Annotated in this window: 14 protein-coding genes; 4 read left to right on the top strand and 10 right to left on the bottom strand. The window is 64.7% G+C overall.

Annotated features, from left to right (window positions below):
- Window positions 1-99 precede the first annotated feature (99 nt).
- The 3 genes from hemE to ACV17W_RS11825 all read left to right on the top strand — a co-directional run bounded on the left by hemE (window position 100) and on the right by ACV17W_RS11825 (window position 5,666).
- Entirely contained in the window at window positions 100-1,173 is a 1,074-nt protein-coding gene (gene hemE, locus ACV17W_RS11835; RefSeq protein WP_462592530.1) for a uroporphyrinogen decarboxylase, read from the top strand.
- Between the two features lie 350 nt (window positions 1,174-1,523).
- Window positions 1,524-3,605, top strand: a complete 2,082-nt coding sequence (locus ACV17W_RS11830) for a primosomal protein N' (RefSeq protein WP_462592529.1) — start codon at window positions 1,524-1,526, stop codon at window positions 3,603-3,605.
- Window positions 3,606-3,608: 3 nt separating this feature from the next.
- Entirely contained in the window at window positions 3,609-5,666 is a 2,058-nt protein-coding gene (locus ACV17W_RS11825) for a UvrD-helicase domain-containing protein (protein ID WP_462592528.1), read from the top strand.
- A gap of 55 nt (window positions 5,667-5,721) precedes the next feature.
- On the opposite strand, the gene ACV17W_RS11820 is transcribed toward ACV17W_RS11825, so the two are convergent.
- The 8 genes from ACV17W_RS11820 to ACV17W_RS11785 all read right to left on the bottom strand — a co-directional run bounded on the left by ACV17W_RS11820 (window position 5,722) and on the right by ACV17W_RS11785 (window position 14,365).
- Window positions 5,722-6,852: a M20 family metallopeptidase gene (locus tag ACV17W_RS11820; protein WP_462592527.1), complete on the bottom strand. Its 1,131-nt coding sequence runs from the start codon at window positions 6,850-6,852 to the stop codon at window positions 5,722-5,724.
- 33 nt (window positions 6,853-6,885) lie between these two features.
- On the bottom strand, window positions 6,886-7,788 hold the full coding sequence (locus tag ACV17W_RS11815; RefSeq protein WP_462592526.1) for an alpha/beta hydrolase family protein: 903 nt from the start codon (window positions 7,786-7,788) through the stop codon (window positions 6,886-6,888).
- Window positions 7,789-7,798: 10 nt separating this feature from the next.
- Window positions 7,799-8,800 carry an ABC transporter ATP-binding protein gene (locus ACV17W_RS11810; RefSeq protein WP_462592525.1) on the bottom strand — a complete coding sequence of 334 codons (1,002 nt, stop codon included), beginning with the start codon at window positions 8,798-8,800 and terminating at the stop codon, window positions 7,799-7,801.
- Entirely contained in the window at window positions 8,797-9,780 is a 984-nt protein-coding gene (locus ACV17W_RS11805) for an ABC transporter ATP-binding protein (RefSeq protein ID WP_462592524.1), read from the bottom strand. The genes ACV17W_RS11810 and ACV17W_RS11805 overlap by 4 nt, the downstream gene beginning before the upstream one ends.
- Complete coding sequence (locus tag ACV17W_RS11800) at window positions 9,777-10,697, bottom strand: ABC transporter permease (RefSeq protein WP_462592523.1); 921 nt, start codon at window positions 10,695-10,697, stop codon at window positions 9,777-9,779. Before ACV17W_RS11800 ends, ACV17W_RS11805 begins: the two co-directional genes overlap by 4 nt.
- Window positions 10,698-10,701: 4 nt before the next feature.
- Entirely contained in the window at window positions 10,702-11,679 is a 978-nt protein-coding gene (locus ACV17W_RS11795; RefSeq protein WP_462592522.1) for an ABC transporter permease, read from the bottom strand.
- Window positions 11,680-11,716: 37 nt separating this feature from the next.
- Entirely contained in the window at window positions 11,717-13,330 is a 1,614-nt protein-coding gene (locus ACV17W_RS11790) for an ABC transporter substrate-binding protein (protein ID WP_462592521.1), read from the bottom strand.
- Between the two features lie 63 nt (window positions 13,331-13,393).
- Window positions 13,394-14,365 carry a M14 family metallopeptidase gene (locus ACV17W_RS11785; RefSeq protein WP_462592520.1) on the bottom strand — a complete coding sequence of 324 codons (972 nt, stop codon included), beginning with the start codon at window positions 14,363-14,365 and terminating at the stop codon, window positions 13,394-13,396.
- Between the two features lie 277 nt (window positions 14,366-14,642).
- Here ACV17W_RS11785 and ACV17W_RS11780 point away from each other — a divergent pair, with 277 nt between their 5' ends.
- A complete protein-coding gene (locus ACV17W_RS11780; protein WP_462592519.1) occupies window positions 14,643-15,551 on the top strand; it encodes a LysR family transcriptional regulator in 909 nt (302 codons plus the stop codon).
- Between the two features lie 130 nt (window positions 15,552-15,681).
- Here ACV17W_RS11780 and ACV17W_RS11775 read toward each other — a convergent pair whose 3' ends face one another.
- Both ACV17W_RS11775 and ACV17W_RS11770 read right to left on the bottom strand, forming a co-directional pair.
- Complete coding sequence (locus tag ACV17W_RS11775; RefSeq protein WP_462592518.1) at window positions 15,682-17,298, bottom strand: ABC transporter substrate-binding protein; 1,617 nt, start codon at window positions 17,296-17,298, stop codon at window positions 15,682-15,684.
- 267 nt (window positions 17,299-17,565) lie between these two features.
- Entirely contained in the window at window positions 17,566-17,799 is a 234-nt protein-coding gene (locus ACV17W_RS11770) for a hypothetical protein (RefSeq protein ID WP_462592517.1), read from the bottom strand.
- Window positions 17,800-17,824: the final 25 nt, after the last annotated feature.

Here is a 17,824-nt window from a genome sequence, read left to right as displayed (position 1 = left end):
TGCACAGGTAATGCGGCGCGGCCGCCGCGCTTGAGGCATGCCGTCGTGAGCGGCGTGCGCGAAGGGTAAAATCAGGGCTTCTGATGTTGAAGGATGGCCGTGTCCGCTCTCCCTTTGAAGAACGATGTGTTCTTGCGCGCCTTGCTGCGCGAACCTGTCCCTTATACCCCCATCTGGCTGATGCGCCAGGCGGGCCGCTATTTGCCCGAATACAACGCCACCCGGGCCCGCGCCGGCTCGTTCATGGGGCTGGCAAAGAATCCCGACTACGCCGCCGAGGTCACCCTGCAGCCGCTGGCGCGCTACGACCTGGATGCCGCAATCCTGTTTTCCGACATTCTCACGGTGCCAGACGCCATGGGCCTGGGCCTGGACTTCGCGCCGGGCGAAGGTCCCCGGTTTGCCAAAACTGTTCGCACCGAAGGCGATGTGGCCGGGCTGGCGGTGCCCGACATGGAATCGCTGCGCTATGTGTTCGACGCCGTCACTGTCATCCGGCGTGAACTCGATGGCAAAGTGCCGCTCATCGGCTTCGCCGGCAGCCCCTGGACCATTGCCTGTTACATGGTAGAGGGTCGAGGCAGCGCCGACTACCGGCAGATCAAGACCATGCTGTATGCGCGTCCCGACCTGCTGCACCGCATTCTCGAGGTCAACGCGCAGGCTACGCTGCAGTATCTCAACGCACAGATACAGGCCGGCGCGCAGGCCGTGATGCTGTTCGACAGCTGGGGCGGCGTACTGGCAGATGGCCTGTTCCAGCAGTTTTCCCTTGCGTACACACGCAAGGTCGTCGACGGGCTCACGCGCCAGCACGAAGGGCGCAAAGTGCCGGTGATCGTATTCACCAAGGGCGGCGGCCAGTGGCTGGAAGCCATTGCCGGCTGTGGGTGCGACGCCATGGGCCTCGACTGGACAGTGAATCTCGCGCAGGCCCGTCAGCGCATCGGCGACGCCGTCGCGTTGCAGGGTAATCTTGATCCCATGACCTTGTTCGGCGGTGGCCAAGCCATACGTGCCGAGGCGCGGCGCACGCTGGACGCTTTCGGCCCGGTGGGCAATGGCGGCCATGTGTTCAACCTGGGCCACGGCATTTCGCAGTTCACACCGCCTGAGGCCGTGAGCGAACTGGTTGACGAAGTCCACACCTATAGCCGGGCATTGCACGTCTAGGTAAGTGTCCGCTATCGGGGTTATGGGCATGGTCACGTGCCTCGTGTGCCGACTTGTGCACAGACCGTCGGCAAGTCGGGATAACCCCGAATAGCTGGCAGCGTTTCTGGGAATTGCTTATAAGTGATTGATAAATAAATAAAATTAATGGTGCGATGGCAACTTGCTTGAAAATTTCGGGCCGCTTGCCTTGACATACGCCAAGGTTATAGGCGGCTTTTCCCCAAAGTTATCCACAGCCGCCTGTGCAATCCGAAATTCGTCGCGGCCTGACAATCTGTTAGGCGCAAAATCCAGAATCTACTTTAAGTTGCGCGAGCCCCAAGCGATGTTTACGGCTTCCCCCGCCCATGTCTGACCTGCAAGACGGCCACGGAGCGCACCCAGATTTCTGGGTACGCGTGGCCCTGGACGTCCCCTTGCCCGGCCCTTTCGACTATAAGGCGCCGTCGGCGGTGCCGGTGGGGGCGCGCGTCATTGTGCCGTTCGGGCCGCGCAAGCTGGTGGGGGTGGTGGTAGAGAACCCCGCAGAGCCCGCCGTCGCCGTCAGGCAGGTGCGCGAGATCGAACTTGTGCTGCAGGATCTGCCTCCATTGCCGGACGATTGGTTGCGGCTGGCGCGTTTTGCTGCCGAGTATTATCAGCGGCCGCTGGGCGAAGTCATGCTGCCCGCCATGCCGCCGCCGCTGCGCAAGCCATCGGCCTACCAGGGCAAGCGGTCGGGGCAGGGTCCGGTGGCGCGTCTGGACGCGCGCATGACCAGAAAGGCGGCTACCCCCATCGCACCCGACGAGCCGCCCGAACTCAATGCCGACCAGCGGGCGGCGGTGGATGCGGTGGCCGCGTTGAACGAATTCAAGCCTGTTCTGCTGCATGGCGTCACGGGCAGCGGCAAGACCGAGGTCTATCTGCACGCGGCGCAGCGTGTGCTGGCGGCGGGCCGCCAGGTGTTGTTGCTGGTGCCCGAAATCAACTTGACCCCGCAGCTTGAAGCCGCTTTGCGCGCGCGGCTGGAAGGCGTGCTGGGCGCCGATGGCCTGGCCGTGATGCACAGCGGCTTGTCGGACGGCGAGCGCGTGCAGGCCTGGGCTCGCGCGCAGCGCGGCCAGGCGCGCATGCTGCTGGGCACGCGCATGGCCATCTTTGCCCCCATGGCCGAACTGGGGCTGATCGTGGTCGATGAAGAGCACGATGCATCCTACAAACAGCAAGATGGATTGCGGTATTCAGCGCGCGACCTGGCGGTGTGGCGCGCCCGCGACCTGAACATTCCGGTAGTGCTGGGCTCTGCCACGCCTTCGCTGGAGAGCTGGCATCACGCAGAACGGGGCCGGTATCTGCGCCTGGCCCTGAAAGGGCGCGCCCGGGCCAGCGACCTGCCGGCCATACGCCTGATCGATACGCGGCGGCTGGCCATGCGCCAGGGAATCTCGCCGCAGCTTACCGAAGCCATCGAGCAACGGCTCGAGCGCGGCGAGCAGTCGCTGGTGTTCCTGAACCGACGCGGCTATGCGCCGGTGCTGCATTGCGCATCGTGCGCCTGGGTCAGCCAGTGCACGCGTTGCACCGCATTCACGGTGCTGCACCGAACGCCCGGTCGCGGTCATCGTCTGCAATGCCACCACTGCGGCTATCAGGCGCCCGTGCCGCGCGCGTGCCCGGAATGCGGCGACCAAGACCTGGAACCCATGGGCCGGGGCACGCAGCGCGTCGAGGAGCACCTGGCGGAATTGTTTCCTCAGGCACGCATCTCGCGTATCGACGCCGACAGCACGCGACGCAAAGGCAGCGCCCAGACGCTGTTTGCCGCCGTGCACGCGGGCGAAGTCGACATACTGGTGGGCACCCAGATGGTGGCCAAGGGACATGATTTCGCGCGGCTGGGCCTGGTAGGCGTGCTCAATGCCGACTCGACATTGTTCTCGCACGATTTTCGCGCACCCGAGCGCTTGTTCGCCCAGCTGATGCAGGTCGCCGGACGAGCTGGCCGGCACGGGGGCGGCGGCGAGGTCCTCATCCAGACCGGTTACCCGGAACAACCGGTGTACCAGGCATTGCTGCGACACGATTATGCGGGCTTCGCGCGGCATGCGCTCGAAGAGCGCGAGACAACCGGCCTGCCGCCATTTGCCTACCAGGCGCTGCTGACCGCCGAGGCGCGCGAACTTGCGCAGGCCTTGGCGTTCCTGCAGCAGGCGCGTGACCTGGCCACGGGCAGCGAGTTTCCCGGCGCGGGCGCAATGAATCTGTACGACCCGGTGCCGCTGCGCGTGGTGCGGGTGGCCAACGTCGAGCGCGCGCAATTGCTGCTGGAAAGCACCAGCCGACCGGCCCTGCAGGCCTTCCTGGCGGCGTGGTCGCCTTACCTTGCCGCCATGGCGGCCGAGGCGCGCGTGCGCTGGCAGCTTGAAGTCGACCCCCTGGAAATCTGACCCATGTCCGACAGCGCACCCATAGGCCATGGCCTGAACCCTGCCCAGAAGGAAGCCGTGCTGTATCTGGACGGTCCATGCCTGGTGCTGGCCGGCGCGGGCAGCGGCAAGACGCGCGTCATTACCCAGAAGATTGCCTATCTGCTGCGCGAGTGCGGCTACATGGGCCGCAATGTGGTGGCGCTGACCTTCACCAACAAGGCGGCGCGAGAGATGGCCGAACGGGTCAAGCCGCTGGTCGACCGCAAGCTGGCCAAAGGCCTGACTATCAGCACCTTCCATGCGCTGGGCGTGAAGCTGTTGCGCGAAGAGGCGCGGCACGCAGGGTTGAAGCCGCAGTTCTCGATACTGGATTCCGATGATGCGATGGCCATCATCCAGGAACTGCTGGCCACCACCGACCGCGGCAGGCTGCGTTCGGTGCAATCGACCATCTCTCTCTGGAAAAATGCGCTGCTCAGCCCGGATGATGCCGAGCGCAGTGCCGCCACGCCCGGCGAAGTGGACGCCGCTAGGGTGTATCGCAATTACAGCGCCACGCTGGCGGCGTACCAGGCCGTGGACTTCGATGATCTGATCCGCATACCCGCGCAGTTGCTGGAAAGCAATGAGGCCGTACGTACGCGCTGGCAGAACCGTGTGCGATACCTGCTGGTTGACGAATACCAGGACACCAACGTTTGCCAGTATCGCCTGGTGCAGCTGCTGTGCGGCGACCGCGCCATGTTCACGGCGGTGGGTGACGACGACCAGGCCATCTATGCATGGCGCGGGGCCACGGTCGAGAACCTGGCCAAGCTGACCACGGATTACCCGACCCTCAAACTGATCAAGCTGGAGCAGAATTACCGTTCAGTGCAGCGCATCCTGGCCGCGGCCAACACGGTGATCGAAAAGAACCCCAAGTTGTTCGAGAAGAAGTTGTGGTCTGATCTCGGCGTGGGCGAACCGATCGTGGTGTCGGCCATGGAGAATGACGAACACGAGGCGCAGTCGATCGCGATGAAGATCTCCGCGGCCCGGTTCGAGCGTCAGGCGCAATGGAAAGATTTCGCGATCCTGTATCGCGGGAACCATCAGTCTCGCATTCTGGAACAGGCGCTGCGTAACCTGAAGATCCCGTACACGATCGCCGGTGGACAAAGCTTTTTCGACAAGGCCGAGGTGCGCGACGTGCTGGCCTATCTGCGCCTGATCGCCAATGATGACGACGATCCTGCCTTCATCCGCGCGGCTACCACACCCAAGCGGGGTATCGGACAGGCCACCTTGCAGGTGCTGGGCCAGTACGCGGCCCAGCGCGAGGTCTCGCTGCTGGCGGCCGTTTCCGAAAGCGGGCTCGAGAGCCTGCTGCAGCCGCGGCAACTGGAATCCCTGCGCACCTTCGGCGAATTCATCCGCCGCATACAGTGGCGGGCCGGACGGGGACGCACAGACGGCAGCGGGTCGCCGGAACCGGCGGGCGCCATTCTCGACGACATGCTGGGCGCCATCCAGTACGAGCGCTACCTGTACGACACGCTGGAAGAAAAACCCGCCCAGACGCGCTGGGAGAACGTGCTTGAGCTCACCGGTTGGCTCAAGCGCAAGGCAGAAGAAGACGGCATGTCGCTGTTTGACCTGGTGCAGCACGTTGCGCTGATCACCATGCTGGAACGCGGCGATGAAGAAGAGCCGGATGCGGTCAAGTTGTCGACGCTGCACGCCTCAAAGGGGCTGGAGTATCCGCACGTGTACCTGGCCGGAGTGGAAGAGGGCCTGCTGCCCCACCTGGGCAAGGATGATGAAGATGGCGATCCGGCGCGGGCTGCCGAGAATCTGGCGACGCGTATTCAGGAAGAGCGGCGGCTGATGTACGTGGGCATCACGCGTGCGCAACGCAGCCTTAACCTCAGCTGGTGCAAGAAGCGCCGACGCGCCCGTGAAGACATGGTGCGCGAACCCTCGCGCTTCATCGAGGAAATGGGCCTGGGCAACGTGCCTGTGCAGGAAGACGAAGCGACGCGCGCCATGAGCCCCAAAGAGCGCCTCGGCATGTTGAAGGCGCTGCTGAAGAAATAGCCGACCCCCCCGCCCCCGGCGGGGGCGCCGCCGCGCCGCCCGCGCTGCCGTTGCGTTACGCCAGGTCGCGCAGCAGCAGTTCCCAGAATTTCAGGCGGGTCTGCAGCGTAGAGACCAGAATGTATTCGTGCAGTGTATGCGCGCCATCGCCGTCTGCGCCCAGGCCGTCGAGCGTCGGTACGCCCATGGCCGAGGTGAAGTTGGCGTCGCTGCCGCCGCCGGTCATTGGCGCTTCTTCCAACGCGAAACCCGCCTCGCGAGCGTATTGTTGTGCCAGCGCCAATAATTCCGCCGCTGCCTCGGTGCGCACCATGGGCGGACGATTGAGCTCGACGTCGATGTCCAGTTCCACGTCGGGTCCGACGGCGCACAGGTTTCGCATGCGGCGCAGCACGTCTTCTGCGGCGCCCATGTCCGGCACGCGGAAGTCGACCACGCAGCGACATTGTGCGGGCACGGTGTTGGTGACGGTGCCGCCCGCGATGGTACCCACGCTGACCGTCACACCGCGTTCGTAGTCCGTCATGGCTTCCAGCGCCAGCACCTGATGCGCCATTTCGCGTATGGCGCTCCGGCCTTTTTCGTGCTGCATGCCGGCGTGGGCAGGCCGGCCCTTGACGTTCAGGCGCAGCATGCCCGTGCCCTTGCGCGCAGTAACGCACTTGCCGCCATTCGGGCGGGCGGGTTCGCACACCAGCCCATATTTGGCGTTTGCCGCGTATCGTTCAATGGACGCGCGCGAGGCGTGGCTGCCGGTTTCTTCGTCGGGCACCATCAGGAAGTCCACGGGCAGCTGGGTGGCACCTGGCTGCGCGAGCCGTGCCAACGCGGCCAGCGCAAGATAGATGCCGCCCTTCATGTCGTAACTGCCTGGCCCATACAGTCGGTCGCCTTCGATGCGGCAGGGGTTGTCTTGCAGCGTGCCGACGGGATGCACGGTGTCCAGGTGCCCCAGCACCAGGACGCCGGGACGGGTGTCATCGAGGGCGCGGTTGGTGACGTACAGCAACGGTCCGGTGGCGGGGTCCAGGGGCGTGAGCTCGACCCGCAGACCGGCTGCGCGCGCCTGCGCCTGCACCAGTTCCGCCATGGCGGCCACCCCTTGCGGCGAGTTCGACGGCGATTCGCAACGCACCCAGGACTGGATGCCGGCGATGAGTTCTTCGGTGGTGGGCTGCGTTGACATGTAGCGTTCCCGAATGATGAAAGACGTTGCGGATCAGGCGACTTTCTGGCCGGCCAGCCGGGCCAGTTCGGCGTCGCTGGGCAGCTTGCCTTCGAACCAGAGGCTGGCGCAGGCGGCCGACATGGCGCGGCCGTCGTGGCCGATGCCCGGCACGACCTGCAATTTCCAGCCGAAGGGCACGCCGCGGCGTTCGGCTTCGCGCTGGCCTGCCTCGAAATAGTGATGCGCGCGCGCGAACCTGTGCGGGCCCTGGCGCATGGCGGCCGGCTCGGACGGCAGGTTGGGGTCGCTGGTCTCGATATCCTGGTCGCCCGCGAGGATGGTCATGGGATACGCCAGCAGTCGCACCAGATGATCTTCGGTCAGGCCCACGCCGTCCATGCCTTCGGGAAAGCGATGGTCGAAAGTAGGAAGGGTGTACCAGCCCGGGTTGGCGGCCGTGACCGCGCAGAATGGCGCGTGGGCCTGGCTGCTCATGAGCCGGTGCACGAATTGTCCGCCGGCCGAGTGGCCGAACAGGTGCGCCTGTTCGACCTCGGTGATTTCCGCCTTGCGCAAGTCGGCGAACACTTTGGCCACGAGCGCGTAAGTCCAGCCATCCACGTGGCGCGGATTGCCGCCCGGACTGAAGACGCGGCCGTTGTTGTAGCTTTCGACGCCGGGCCAGATGTCGTCGGAAAATGTGGGTGCAACGATCAGCACATTGTGCCGGTCAGCGGCGGGAATCCAGAAATCACGGTAATCGTCGCCGTTGCGCAGCACGCCGTGCTGCACCATGACCACCGGGCGATCCGGGGTGTAGCCATAGGGGCGATAGGTTTGCAGCGTGAACGGGCGATCGGCGTTGCGATCGTCGTCGACATACACAATGGCATTGCGGCCGGCATGGCCCAGCTCCTGGGCAAGGCGGTCGGCGTTGGACATCTCTGCTTTCATGGGGTACGGGCTAGGTGTTGAGGTGGCAGGCCGACCAATGGCCGGGCGCGATTTCTTGCAACGGGGGCGCCTGCTCGCGGCAACGCGGCATGGCATGCGGACAGCGCGGGTGGAAGGTGCAGCCCGGCGGGGGATTCAGCGGCGAGGGAATCTCGCCCTTGATGGGCGTGAACTTGCGGCCGCGACGGCTCACGTCGGGCACCTCGGCCAGCAGCGCCTGGGTGTAGGGGTGATTGGCCCGGGCAAAAATCTCGGCGGCCGGTGCGCGTTCGACGATCTTGCCCAGGTACATGATGGCGACGCGGTCGGAAATATGCCGCACCACGCCCAGGTCGTGGCTGATGAACAGATAAGTGAATCCGTGCTGTTCGCGCAGATCCATGAACAGGTTGATGACCTGCGCCTGGATTGAAACGTCGAGCGCCGCCACCGGCTCGTCGCACACGAGGAACTTGGGCTCCACCATCAGCGCCCGCGCGATGCCGATGCGCTGCCGCTGCCCGCCTGATATCTGGTGCGGATAGCGATCGCGGTATTCCCGGTCGAGCCCGACCTCGGAAAGCGCGCGGTCGATGCGTGCCGGGATCTCGGCCGGCGGCGCGAGCTTGTGCACCTTCAGTGCCTCGGCCAGTATCTGCCGCAGCCGCTGGCGCGGATTCAGGGACGCCTGCGGATCCTGGAAGATCATCTGCACGCCCAGGGTATAGGCCAGCAGTTCGGCGCCACGCAGGCCGGCCGTCGACTTGCCCTGGTACAGCAGTTCGCCTTCGGTCTGGCGGTGCAGACCGGCCACGACGCGACCCAGTGTCGATTTGCCGCAGCCTGACTCGCCGACCAGTCCCAGGACTTCGCCGCGTTGTACGGAGAGGTCCACCCCATTGACGGCATGCACGGTACGGCGGTCGACCGGCCTGCCGGCCAGCGCCAGAATGCGCTGGGCCAGGTCGGGATGGTGCTCGAAACGCTTGTGGACGTTGCGCAGCTCGATAACGGGCGTGTCTTGCGGGGTCATGCGGGTGTGGTCTCGCGAGCGATCGGTACGTAGCAGCGGAAACTGCGCGGCCCTTCCTGGACGGCGGAAGGGGCCTGTTCGGCGCAGCGTGGGATGGCGTTCGGGCAGCGCGGCCGGAAGGCGCAGCCCGCGGGGCGGCCGGCCAGGCTGGGCGCCATGCCGTCGATCTGGTGCAGGCGCGCGCCGGGAGCGGTGTTGGCGGGCATCGAATCCAGCAATCCGCGCGTATAGGGATGCCGGGGCGCGTCGAGCACCTGTTGCACCGGGCCTGCCTCGACGATGCGGCCGGCGTACATCACGGCGACATGGTCGGCCAGTTCGGCCACCACGCCGAGGTCATGGGTGATCCAGATCAGGGCGGTGTTGTGCGTGCGGCAGATTTCCTGCATGCGGTACAGAATCTGACCCTGGATGGTCACGTCCAGTGCGGTGGTCGGTTCGTCACAGATGATCAGGTCCGGGTTGTTCAGCATGGCGATGGCGATGGCCACGCGCTGGCGCATGCCGCCGGAGAATTCGTGGGGGTAGCTGTCCAGCCGTTTTTCGGGGGCGGGTATGCCCACCATGGCCAGCGCTTCGCGGCAGCGTTCGCGAGCCTGCGCCATCGGTACGCTTTCGTGCGTGAGAATGGCCTCGACCATCTGTTCGCCGATGCGCAGCACCGGGTTCAGGGTCATCAGCGGATCCTGGAAGATCATGGCAATACGGTTGCCGCGCAGGCGCCGCATGCTTTCTTCGTCGAGCTGTCGCAGGTCATTGCCTTTGAACAGGATCTCGCCCGACACCACTTCGCCCGGGGGATCGATGAGCCCCAGCAACGAAAATCCGGTTACCGACTTGCCCGAGCCGGATTCACCGACCAGGCCCAGGATCTCGCCGCGCCGTACGGTCAGGTCCACGCCGTCTACGGCCGGCCAGGCGCCGGCTTCGGTATGGAAGGCGGTGCGCAAGCCGCGCACCTGCAGAATCACATCGTTCATGCTCGTCGCGGATCCAGGGCTTCGCGCAGGCGGTCGCCCACGATGTTGATGGTAAGAATCAGCACCAGCAGGGCAACGCCCGGGAACATGCTGATCCAGTAGTCGCCCGAAAGCAGGTACTGGAAGCCGTTGGCGATGAGCAGGCCCAGCGACGGCTCGGTAATGGGTACGCCCACACCCAGGAACGACAAAGTGGCCTCCAGAGCGATGGCCGTCGCGATCTGGATGGTGGCGAACACCATGACGGGCCCCAGGCAGTTGGGCAGCAGATGGAAGGCCATGATGCGCCACGCCGGGAACCCGAGGTTCGCGGCAGCTTCGACATATTCCTTGCGACGTTCCTGCAGCGCGCGGCCGCGCATGATGCGCGCATAGTGCGCCCATTGCACGACCACCAGCGCCAGGATCACCTTGTCGACGCCGCGGCCCATCATGGCCAGCAGCACCAGCGCCACCAGAATGGTGGGGAATCCAAGGATGAAATCCACGATGCGCATCAGCATGGTGTCGACGAAACCGCCGGCGTAGGCGGCGATCAGGCCGGCGACGCTGCCGATGGCGGTGGCAAGCGCCACTGCGGTCAGGCCCACCATGAGGCTGATGCGCAGGCCATAGAGAATGGCGCTGAACATATCGCGCCCCTGGTCGTCGGTGCCCAGAAGGTACACCTGGCCGTCCATCGACGTCGCGCCCGGCGGCAGGCGGCCGTCGAGCAAATTCAGGTTGGCCAGGTCATAGGGGTTCTGCGGCGCGAAGTACGGGGCGGCCAATATCACGATCATCAGCAACGCCAACGCGATGACCGAACCCATGACGGTGGGGCGGCCGCGCAGCTTTTTCAGGATGGCCGCGCGGCGCGGGGTTTCAGCCAGGGGCTGGATCGTGCGCGTGCGGCCGTGGGAAGTGGATTGAGCCATGGCTTCAGTGTGCGGGAGCGACGAGCTGCACGCGCGGGTCGAGCGCGGCATAGAGGATATCGACGATGAAGTTCACGATGACGAAGATCAGCGTCACGAGCATCACGTAGGCGACCACGACAGGCCGGTCGAGCTGATAGACGCTGTCGATCAGGAGCTTGCCCATTCCAGGCCAGGCGAACACGGTTTCGGTGATGGTGGAATAGGCGATAAGGCTGCCGAACTCCATGCCTACCACGGTCACGACGGGGATCAGGATGTTGCGCAGGATGTGGCGTCGGACGATGCGCCCCGGCCGCACCCCCTTGGCGCGCGCAAACTTCACGTATTCCTGCGACTGGGCTTCTGCCACGCCCGTCGCAGTCAGGCGCAAGACCAGCGCAATATTGGCCAGCGCCAGGTTGATGGCCGGCAGTATCAGGTGAGACCAGCCATCGGCGGTAAGAATGGACAGCCGCACGCCCAGCACGCTGACGGTGTCGCCGCGGCCCGAAGCAGGCAGCCAGCCGAGCCACACGGCAAACAGCAGGATCAACATCATTCCCTGCCAGAAATTGGGCAGCGAGAAGCCCAGCACCGAGCTGGCCATGATGCCGCGCCCCGTCAGGCGGTCGCGATACAGGCCGGCCACCAGGCCCAGCGGAATGCCGATCACACAGGTCAGGGTAATGGCGACCACCACCAGTTCGAACGTGGCCGGCACCCGTTGCAGGATCAGTTCAATGGCGGGAATGCCATGCACGAACGAATTTCCGAGGTCGCCGTGCAGGGCGCGCCAGAGGAAGGTGAAATATTGCTGCCAGATCGGCTGGTCCAGCCCCAGGCGGGCAATGGTGGCCTGACGGGCCTCCACGGTCGCCTCGGGGCTGACCAGGAGTTCGATCGGGTCGCCCACGGCGTAGACCGCGAAAAACACCACGACCGAAACCGCGAGCAGCACGAACAGGCTCTGGATCAGCCTGCGCAAGGTAAACAAAACCACGTTGCGTGTTCCTTGGGTCTTGCGTCAATAGCCCGGGTCAGGGGGCCGATTTAACCGATGTAGCCAGAGTGTACTGGTCGGCACGGCCTTCGTAGGCGAGCCCCTTTCTGAACGCCCAGATAGTGCTCTCGTAATGCAGGGGAATACTGGGCAGGTCAGCCAGAGTCAAGGTCAGGGCCTGCTGCAACAGCTTTCCGCGCTGGGCGTCGTCGACCGTCGTCACCGCCTGGCGGAAGATCTGGTCGAGCTCAGGATTGGAATAGCGGCCATAGTTGCTCGTGCCCATACCCAGTTCCGGCTCGTATGAGGTGACCCAGTATTGCAGGAACGACGAAGCCTCGCCGGTTTCAGAAGACCAGCCGCCCATCGCGAAGCTGAACTCGCGCTTGGCGCGCTTGGGGAAGTACACCGAGCGCGTCATCGCGTCGACGTGCGCCTTGATGCCCACCCGCGACAGATATTGGGCCACTGCCTGGGTGATCTGCCCGTCGTTGATGTAGCGGTCATTGGTCGATGACAGGGTCATCTCGAATCCGTTGGGGTAGCCCGCCTCGGCCAACAGCTTCTTGGCGCCCTCGGGGTCGTATTTCAGCTCGGGCGGATTGGGCAGCGTGCCGAACATGCCGTCGGGCAGGAACTGGTTGGCCGGCGTGGCCATGCCATCCATGATGCGATCGACGATGGTCTTGCGATCTATGGCCATGCTGATGGCGCGCCGCACTCTCACGTCCTGCAGCGGGTTCTTGCCATCGTGCGCCTTGACCAGCGGGCTCTGGTCGCGGCCTACGTCGAACTGGAAGTACACCACGCGCACTGACGGCGTGACGACGTAGTCGAAACCCGGCGTGTTCTTGATGCGTTTCACGTCGCGGGCGGCAGGGCTCTCGATCACATCGTAGTCGCCCGCCAGCAGGCCGGTAAGGCGCGGACCCGCGCCGGGCACCGGCACGAAAGTCACGTTGCGCCATTCGGGCTTGTTGCCCCAGTAAGCGTCATTGCGTTCCAGCTCGATGCCGGAGCCCTTGACATAGGTCTTGAATTTGTACGGCCCGGTACCGATGGTGTTCTTGCCGTTGTTGAAGTCGATGACCTTCGGCCAGGCCCCCGTCACGCCGCATTTGTTTGCGAGATCGAAGTTGATGGGCCCGTGCTCGACGATGCCGCTCCAGAGAATGCCCATGCGGGTCAGGTCGTTGGGCAGCAATGGATAGGGCTTGTGCGTCTTGATGCGCAGGGTGTGGGCGTCTGCCGCTTCCACGCTGGCGAATTTCTGGACCACGGCCGCATACGAACCGGCAATGGCTTCCTCGTTGTTCATGGCCCGGCAGAAGGTGAAGATCACGTCCTGGGGCGTTAGCGCCTCGCCGTTCGAGAACGTCACGCCTTCGCGCAGCTTGAATTCCCAGGTGGTGTCGTCCAGGGCGCGCCATGCGGTGGCCAAGCCTGGCGTCAGGGCCATCTTGGCATCTTGCGCGACCAGGGTCTCGAAGATCTGCGACGCCATGGCATTGTTCGGGGTCGCCTGGTGGTAGTGCGGGTCCATGGCGGTGGGCTCGGAAGCCAGCGCGATCTTCAGCGCCTGGGCGTGCGCGCCGCTGGCGAAGCCAAGCAGCGCGATCAGGGCAGTCGTGCGTAGGCGTGAGGCGAACATAGTGGGTTTCTCCTGGAAGCAAGGGTGCAACGCGTGGCAGAGATCCGGGCCGACGTCGCGGCCCTAGTCGATGGGTTGCGCCAGCCGCATCACGGTGACGCCTGGCCGCACGTTGGCCAGCGACGGCATGATCAGCACGCAATCGTCATAGGGTGTCGTGAACGGCTCGCCGTTGTTCCACCCCAGCAGGGTGCCCGCCTTGGGCAGCCGTTCGAGACCGCGCCAGTCCTGCGCGAACCGCACATCGGCGCTTTGCGCGGCGATGGCATGCGTGACGCGCAATGCCTGCTGGCGCGCCGCCGCCGGGGCCAGCCATTCCCGCGGCAGTTCCTGCGCATCGACCGTTCCGGCCGCGCCAAGGAAGCGGGCCATCTGGTCGACGGCGACGTCGCGAGCCTCGGGCGCACCGTGAAATCCGCACTCGATGAGCAGCGACCGGGTGCCGTTTTCGCCGCTTTCGCCGAAGCGGCCGTAGTCGCGCATGCGCACGCCGGCGGCATGGCCTGCGTCGGCGATGATGGTCGCCGGGTTGCCCAGCTCGAGCGCGAGGTCGATGTTGCGAGGCTGCACCCCGGTAAGCTGAAGGGGCACATCGGAATTGCTCATCGAATGAAAATCGAGCAGCCAATCGGCCTGGTCTACCCATGGCCGCAGGGCAAGCGCACGCTGGCGTTCTAGGGTCGCAGCGCTCTCCAGCTTGTCTGCGCTCCACACGCGATTCATGTCTTCATCGACATAACGGGCGGGCAGGTAATTGGCCGGATCGAAGCGGTCGAATGCCGCCAGGTTGCAGAAGGCCAGGGTCAGCGTGCCGCGGCGCGGCCGCAGGCCGCTGGCGAGCAAGGTCTTGAGTGCCCACGCGCCGCATAGCTCGTTGCCGTGAATCAGCGCCGAAAGCATGACCCGCTTGCCCGAAGAGCCGGAATCGAAGTGCCAGACACCCGGCGTGTCGGTATTGCCCAGGCGCTCTGCCGACAGGTCCGGACAGGGCAAGGTGAAAGGACGCAGCGGTGTTGCGGCGGCATCAGTAGCCATGGAAGCTCCACAAAGCAGGGCACATCGACGGGGGGCGGATTTGTTGGCCGCCCTGGCACGGTTGCTTACGGCGGCAGCCGGCGCAACCTGCGCGGCCCGCATACGGATTCCCCGTGGCGCCACGCGCGGGGGCGGGCGGCCTGTCGATTGTTATCTCGGGCAGATTCTAGGAGGCCCGTAGCTTTCTCGACAATTAGAATATTTGAGACGCCATTTGCTTTTTTGGCAAAGCAGGGCGCACTTGCGCCCCTGTCGTGCAACGTTCGCGGGAAAACCCATGCATGGGATTATGTTGAAGTATTTTGTGGCCGTGGCCGAAACGGGCAGCCTGAGCGGCGCCTCGAAGCAGCTGCATGTGGCAGTCTCCGCCATCAGCCGCCAGATTGCCCGTCTCGAAGAGGACGTGGGGGCGCCGCTGTTCGAGCGCGCGCCACGCGGCATGGTGCTCAGCGACGCCGGACGCCTGTTGCTCGCCCACGCGCGGCGCACCCAGATGGAGTCCGACGAGGTGCTGCGCCAGATAGCGGGCCTGCAAGGCACGCCCCATGATGAAATCCGGGTAGGGGCTTCCGAGGGGCCCGCCCAGGGGTTCCTCCCGGTGGCCATGGTGGATTTCCGGCGGCAGTACCCCCGCACGCGTTTTTTGCTGCACGTGCTGACGCCCCCCGAATCGATGCGCCAGATCGCCAGTGGCGACATCGACGTCTCTGTCTCGTTCAACGTCGAACCGGCGCAGGGCGTGGCCGTGGTGCATTCGTGGCGCGCGCCGGTGTACGCGGTGATGGCGGCCACGCATCCCCTGGCTTCGCGCAGCCGCCTCTACCTGGAAGATGTGCTGGCCTACCCGCTGGCGCTGACCGATGACAGCAGCACGGCGCGCCGGCTTTTGAACCGGACTTGCGCGCTCGAAGACATGCAGCTGCAGGCCGCGCTGGTATCGAATTATTCGCCGGCCCTGCACGGATTCGTGCGCAACTCCAACGCCGTGATGTTCGCCGGCTACATCTCGGTGGCGTGGCGCCTGGTCCAGGACGGGTTGGTGGCGCGGCCCGTCGTGAGCGCCGAATTGCAGTCCCGCAATCTGCAGATCCAGACCATGGAGGGGCGGTTGTTGCCGCCGAGTGTGGCGCGCTTCATCGGCCATCTCAAGGCGCGCATCGACGAACTGGAGGCCACGCTGCCGTAGGGCGGCACCCAAGAAAATGCCCGACCCGCAAGGGATCGGGCATGCATTCCCGGCTTGCAGTACCGGGGCGCGCCTGTCGCACGACGCGATCCGGGCCGGGTCGTGTGGCCGGCCCGGACCTGCCCCGTGCTTACTTCGGATGCACGGACATTGCCAGGGTGTACTGGTCGCGCCGGCCTTCGTAGGTCAGGCCCTTGCGAAACGCCCAGATGCTGCTTTCGAAGTGCAGCGGGATCAGCGGCAGGTTGTCCAGCGCAATCTGGGTGGATTGCTGCAGCAACTTCTCGCGCTTTTCCGCGTCGACGGTCACGATGGCCTGTTCATACACCTTGTCGAAATCGGCGTTCGAGAACCCGCCGTAGTTGCTGGTGCCCAGGCTGCGGGCCGAGTCGAGCGACGCCACCCACAGCTGGAAAAGCGCCGAAGCTTCGCCCGTTTCCGCTGGCCAGCCACCCATGGCGAAGCTGAACTCGCGCTTGGCGCGCTTGGGGAAGTAGATCGAGGCCGTCATCGCGTCGACATGGGTCTTGATGCCGATGCGCGACAGGTACTGGGCTACCGCCTGAGTCACCTGGCCGTCATTCACGTAACGGTTGTTGGTAGACGACAGGGTTAGTTCGAAGCCGTTCGGATAGCCTGCCTCGGCCAGCAGTTTCTTCGCGCCTTCCGGGTCGTATTTGATTTCGGGGGCGTTGGGCAGCGCACCGAACATGCCTTCGGGCATGAACTGGTTGGCCGGGGTGGCCAGGCCGTCCATGATGCGCGCGTTGATGGTCTTGCGGTCGATCGCCATGTTGATGGCCTGTCGTACCCGCAGGTCCTGCAGCGGGTTCTTGCCGTCGGCACTCTTGACGAAGGGGCTGGGGTTGCGGCCCACGTCCGGCTGGAAGAACACCAGGCGGGTCGACGGGGTGGCCACGTAACCGAAGTTGCCGTTGTCTTTCAGGCGCGGCAGGTCGCGGGCGGCGGGGTTTTCGATCACATCGAAGTCGCCCGACAAGAGGCCGGTCAGGCGGGGACCGGCATTCGGCACCGGCACGAATTTCACCGTTTCCCAGTGCGGCTTGTCGCCCCAGTAGCCGTCGTTGCGCTCGAGCTCGATACCGGTGCCCTTTACGTACGACTTCAATTTGTACGGCCCGGTCCCGATCGCGTCTTTGCCATTATTGAAGTCGGCCACGGTGGGCCAGGCCCCCGTCACGCCGCAGCCTTCCTTGGGCGCGAATTTCAGCGGGCCGTGTTCGACGATGCCATTCCAGATGATAGGCAGTTGCCGCGCAAGTTCGGCAGGCATCAGCGGGAAGGGCTCGGCGGTTTTCAGGATGACGGTATGTTCGTCCGGCGTCTGTACATCGGTGAGCAGCTTGGTGACCGTCATGTACGACTGCGAGATGTTGGTCTCGTTGTTCAAGGTACGGCATACCGAGAACAGGACATCCTGCGAGGTGAAGGGCTCGCCGTTCGAGAACTTCACGCCTTCGCGCAGCTTCAGTTCCCAGGTGAGGTCATCCAGGTTCTTCCACGAAGTTGCCAGCCCGGGCTGCAGCTGCATGTCGGCATTGCGGTAGATCAGCGAATCGTAGATGTGCGCAGCGAACGCGTCGTTCTGCGTTTGCTTGTGATAGTGGGGGTCGGCAGAGGTGGGCTCGGACGACAGGGCGACAGTCAGCGACTGCGCCAGGACGGTCGGGGCGAGAGCCAGGCCGGCGCTGGCGGCCATCAAGGCCAGGGAAGTACGGATTTTCATGAAGGCTCCAGTCGGGACTGATCGCAACCCGGGCGGCGGGGTGCCGTCAGATGCAATCAATCGTGACAAGGGGCCGATTATCGGAAGGCGCTTCGAACGTTGTCAATTCAGGTTATTCAGGTAGGCGGCGCGCATTTGAGCTGGATCAAGGCCCAAATTGCAAAGCGCCACGCCTCGCTTCGAGGTGTGGCGCCTGGTACGCGTGCCACCGCACGCAAGGCAAAGCCGCCCGGTCTGTTACAGAGACGGGCGGCTGACCTCAGGGTATTACCACTGCGAACCGGTGTAGTGCGCGCTGGCGGCCCGGGCGCGGTTCATCGCGGCGTTTACTTCGGCGACGTAGGCGGCAAAGGCACCGGTAGCGCGGGCGATCTTGCCGCCGGCCTGCTTCAGAAGCGCCAGCGGTTGAATGTTCGATTGGCTTTCCATTGCGCCGCGAAGCAGGTCGCGTTCAAGCGCATCGGTAAGGCGGGAATTGGTGTTCAGGGTAAGTTCGCTCATGGTTTTCTCCAGTCCGTTTCGTCTT

Source organism: Bordetella sp. MIP270_01_BMS, from assembly GCF_054958705.1.
This window is presented reverse-complemented; position numbering and strand designations above follow the sequence as displayed.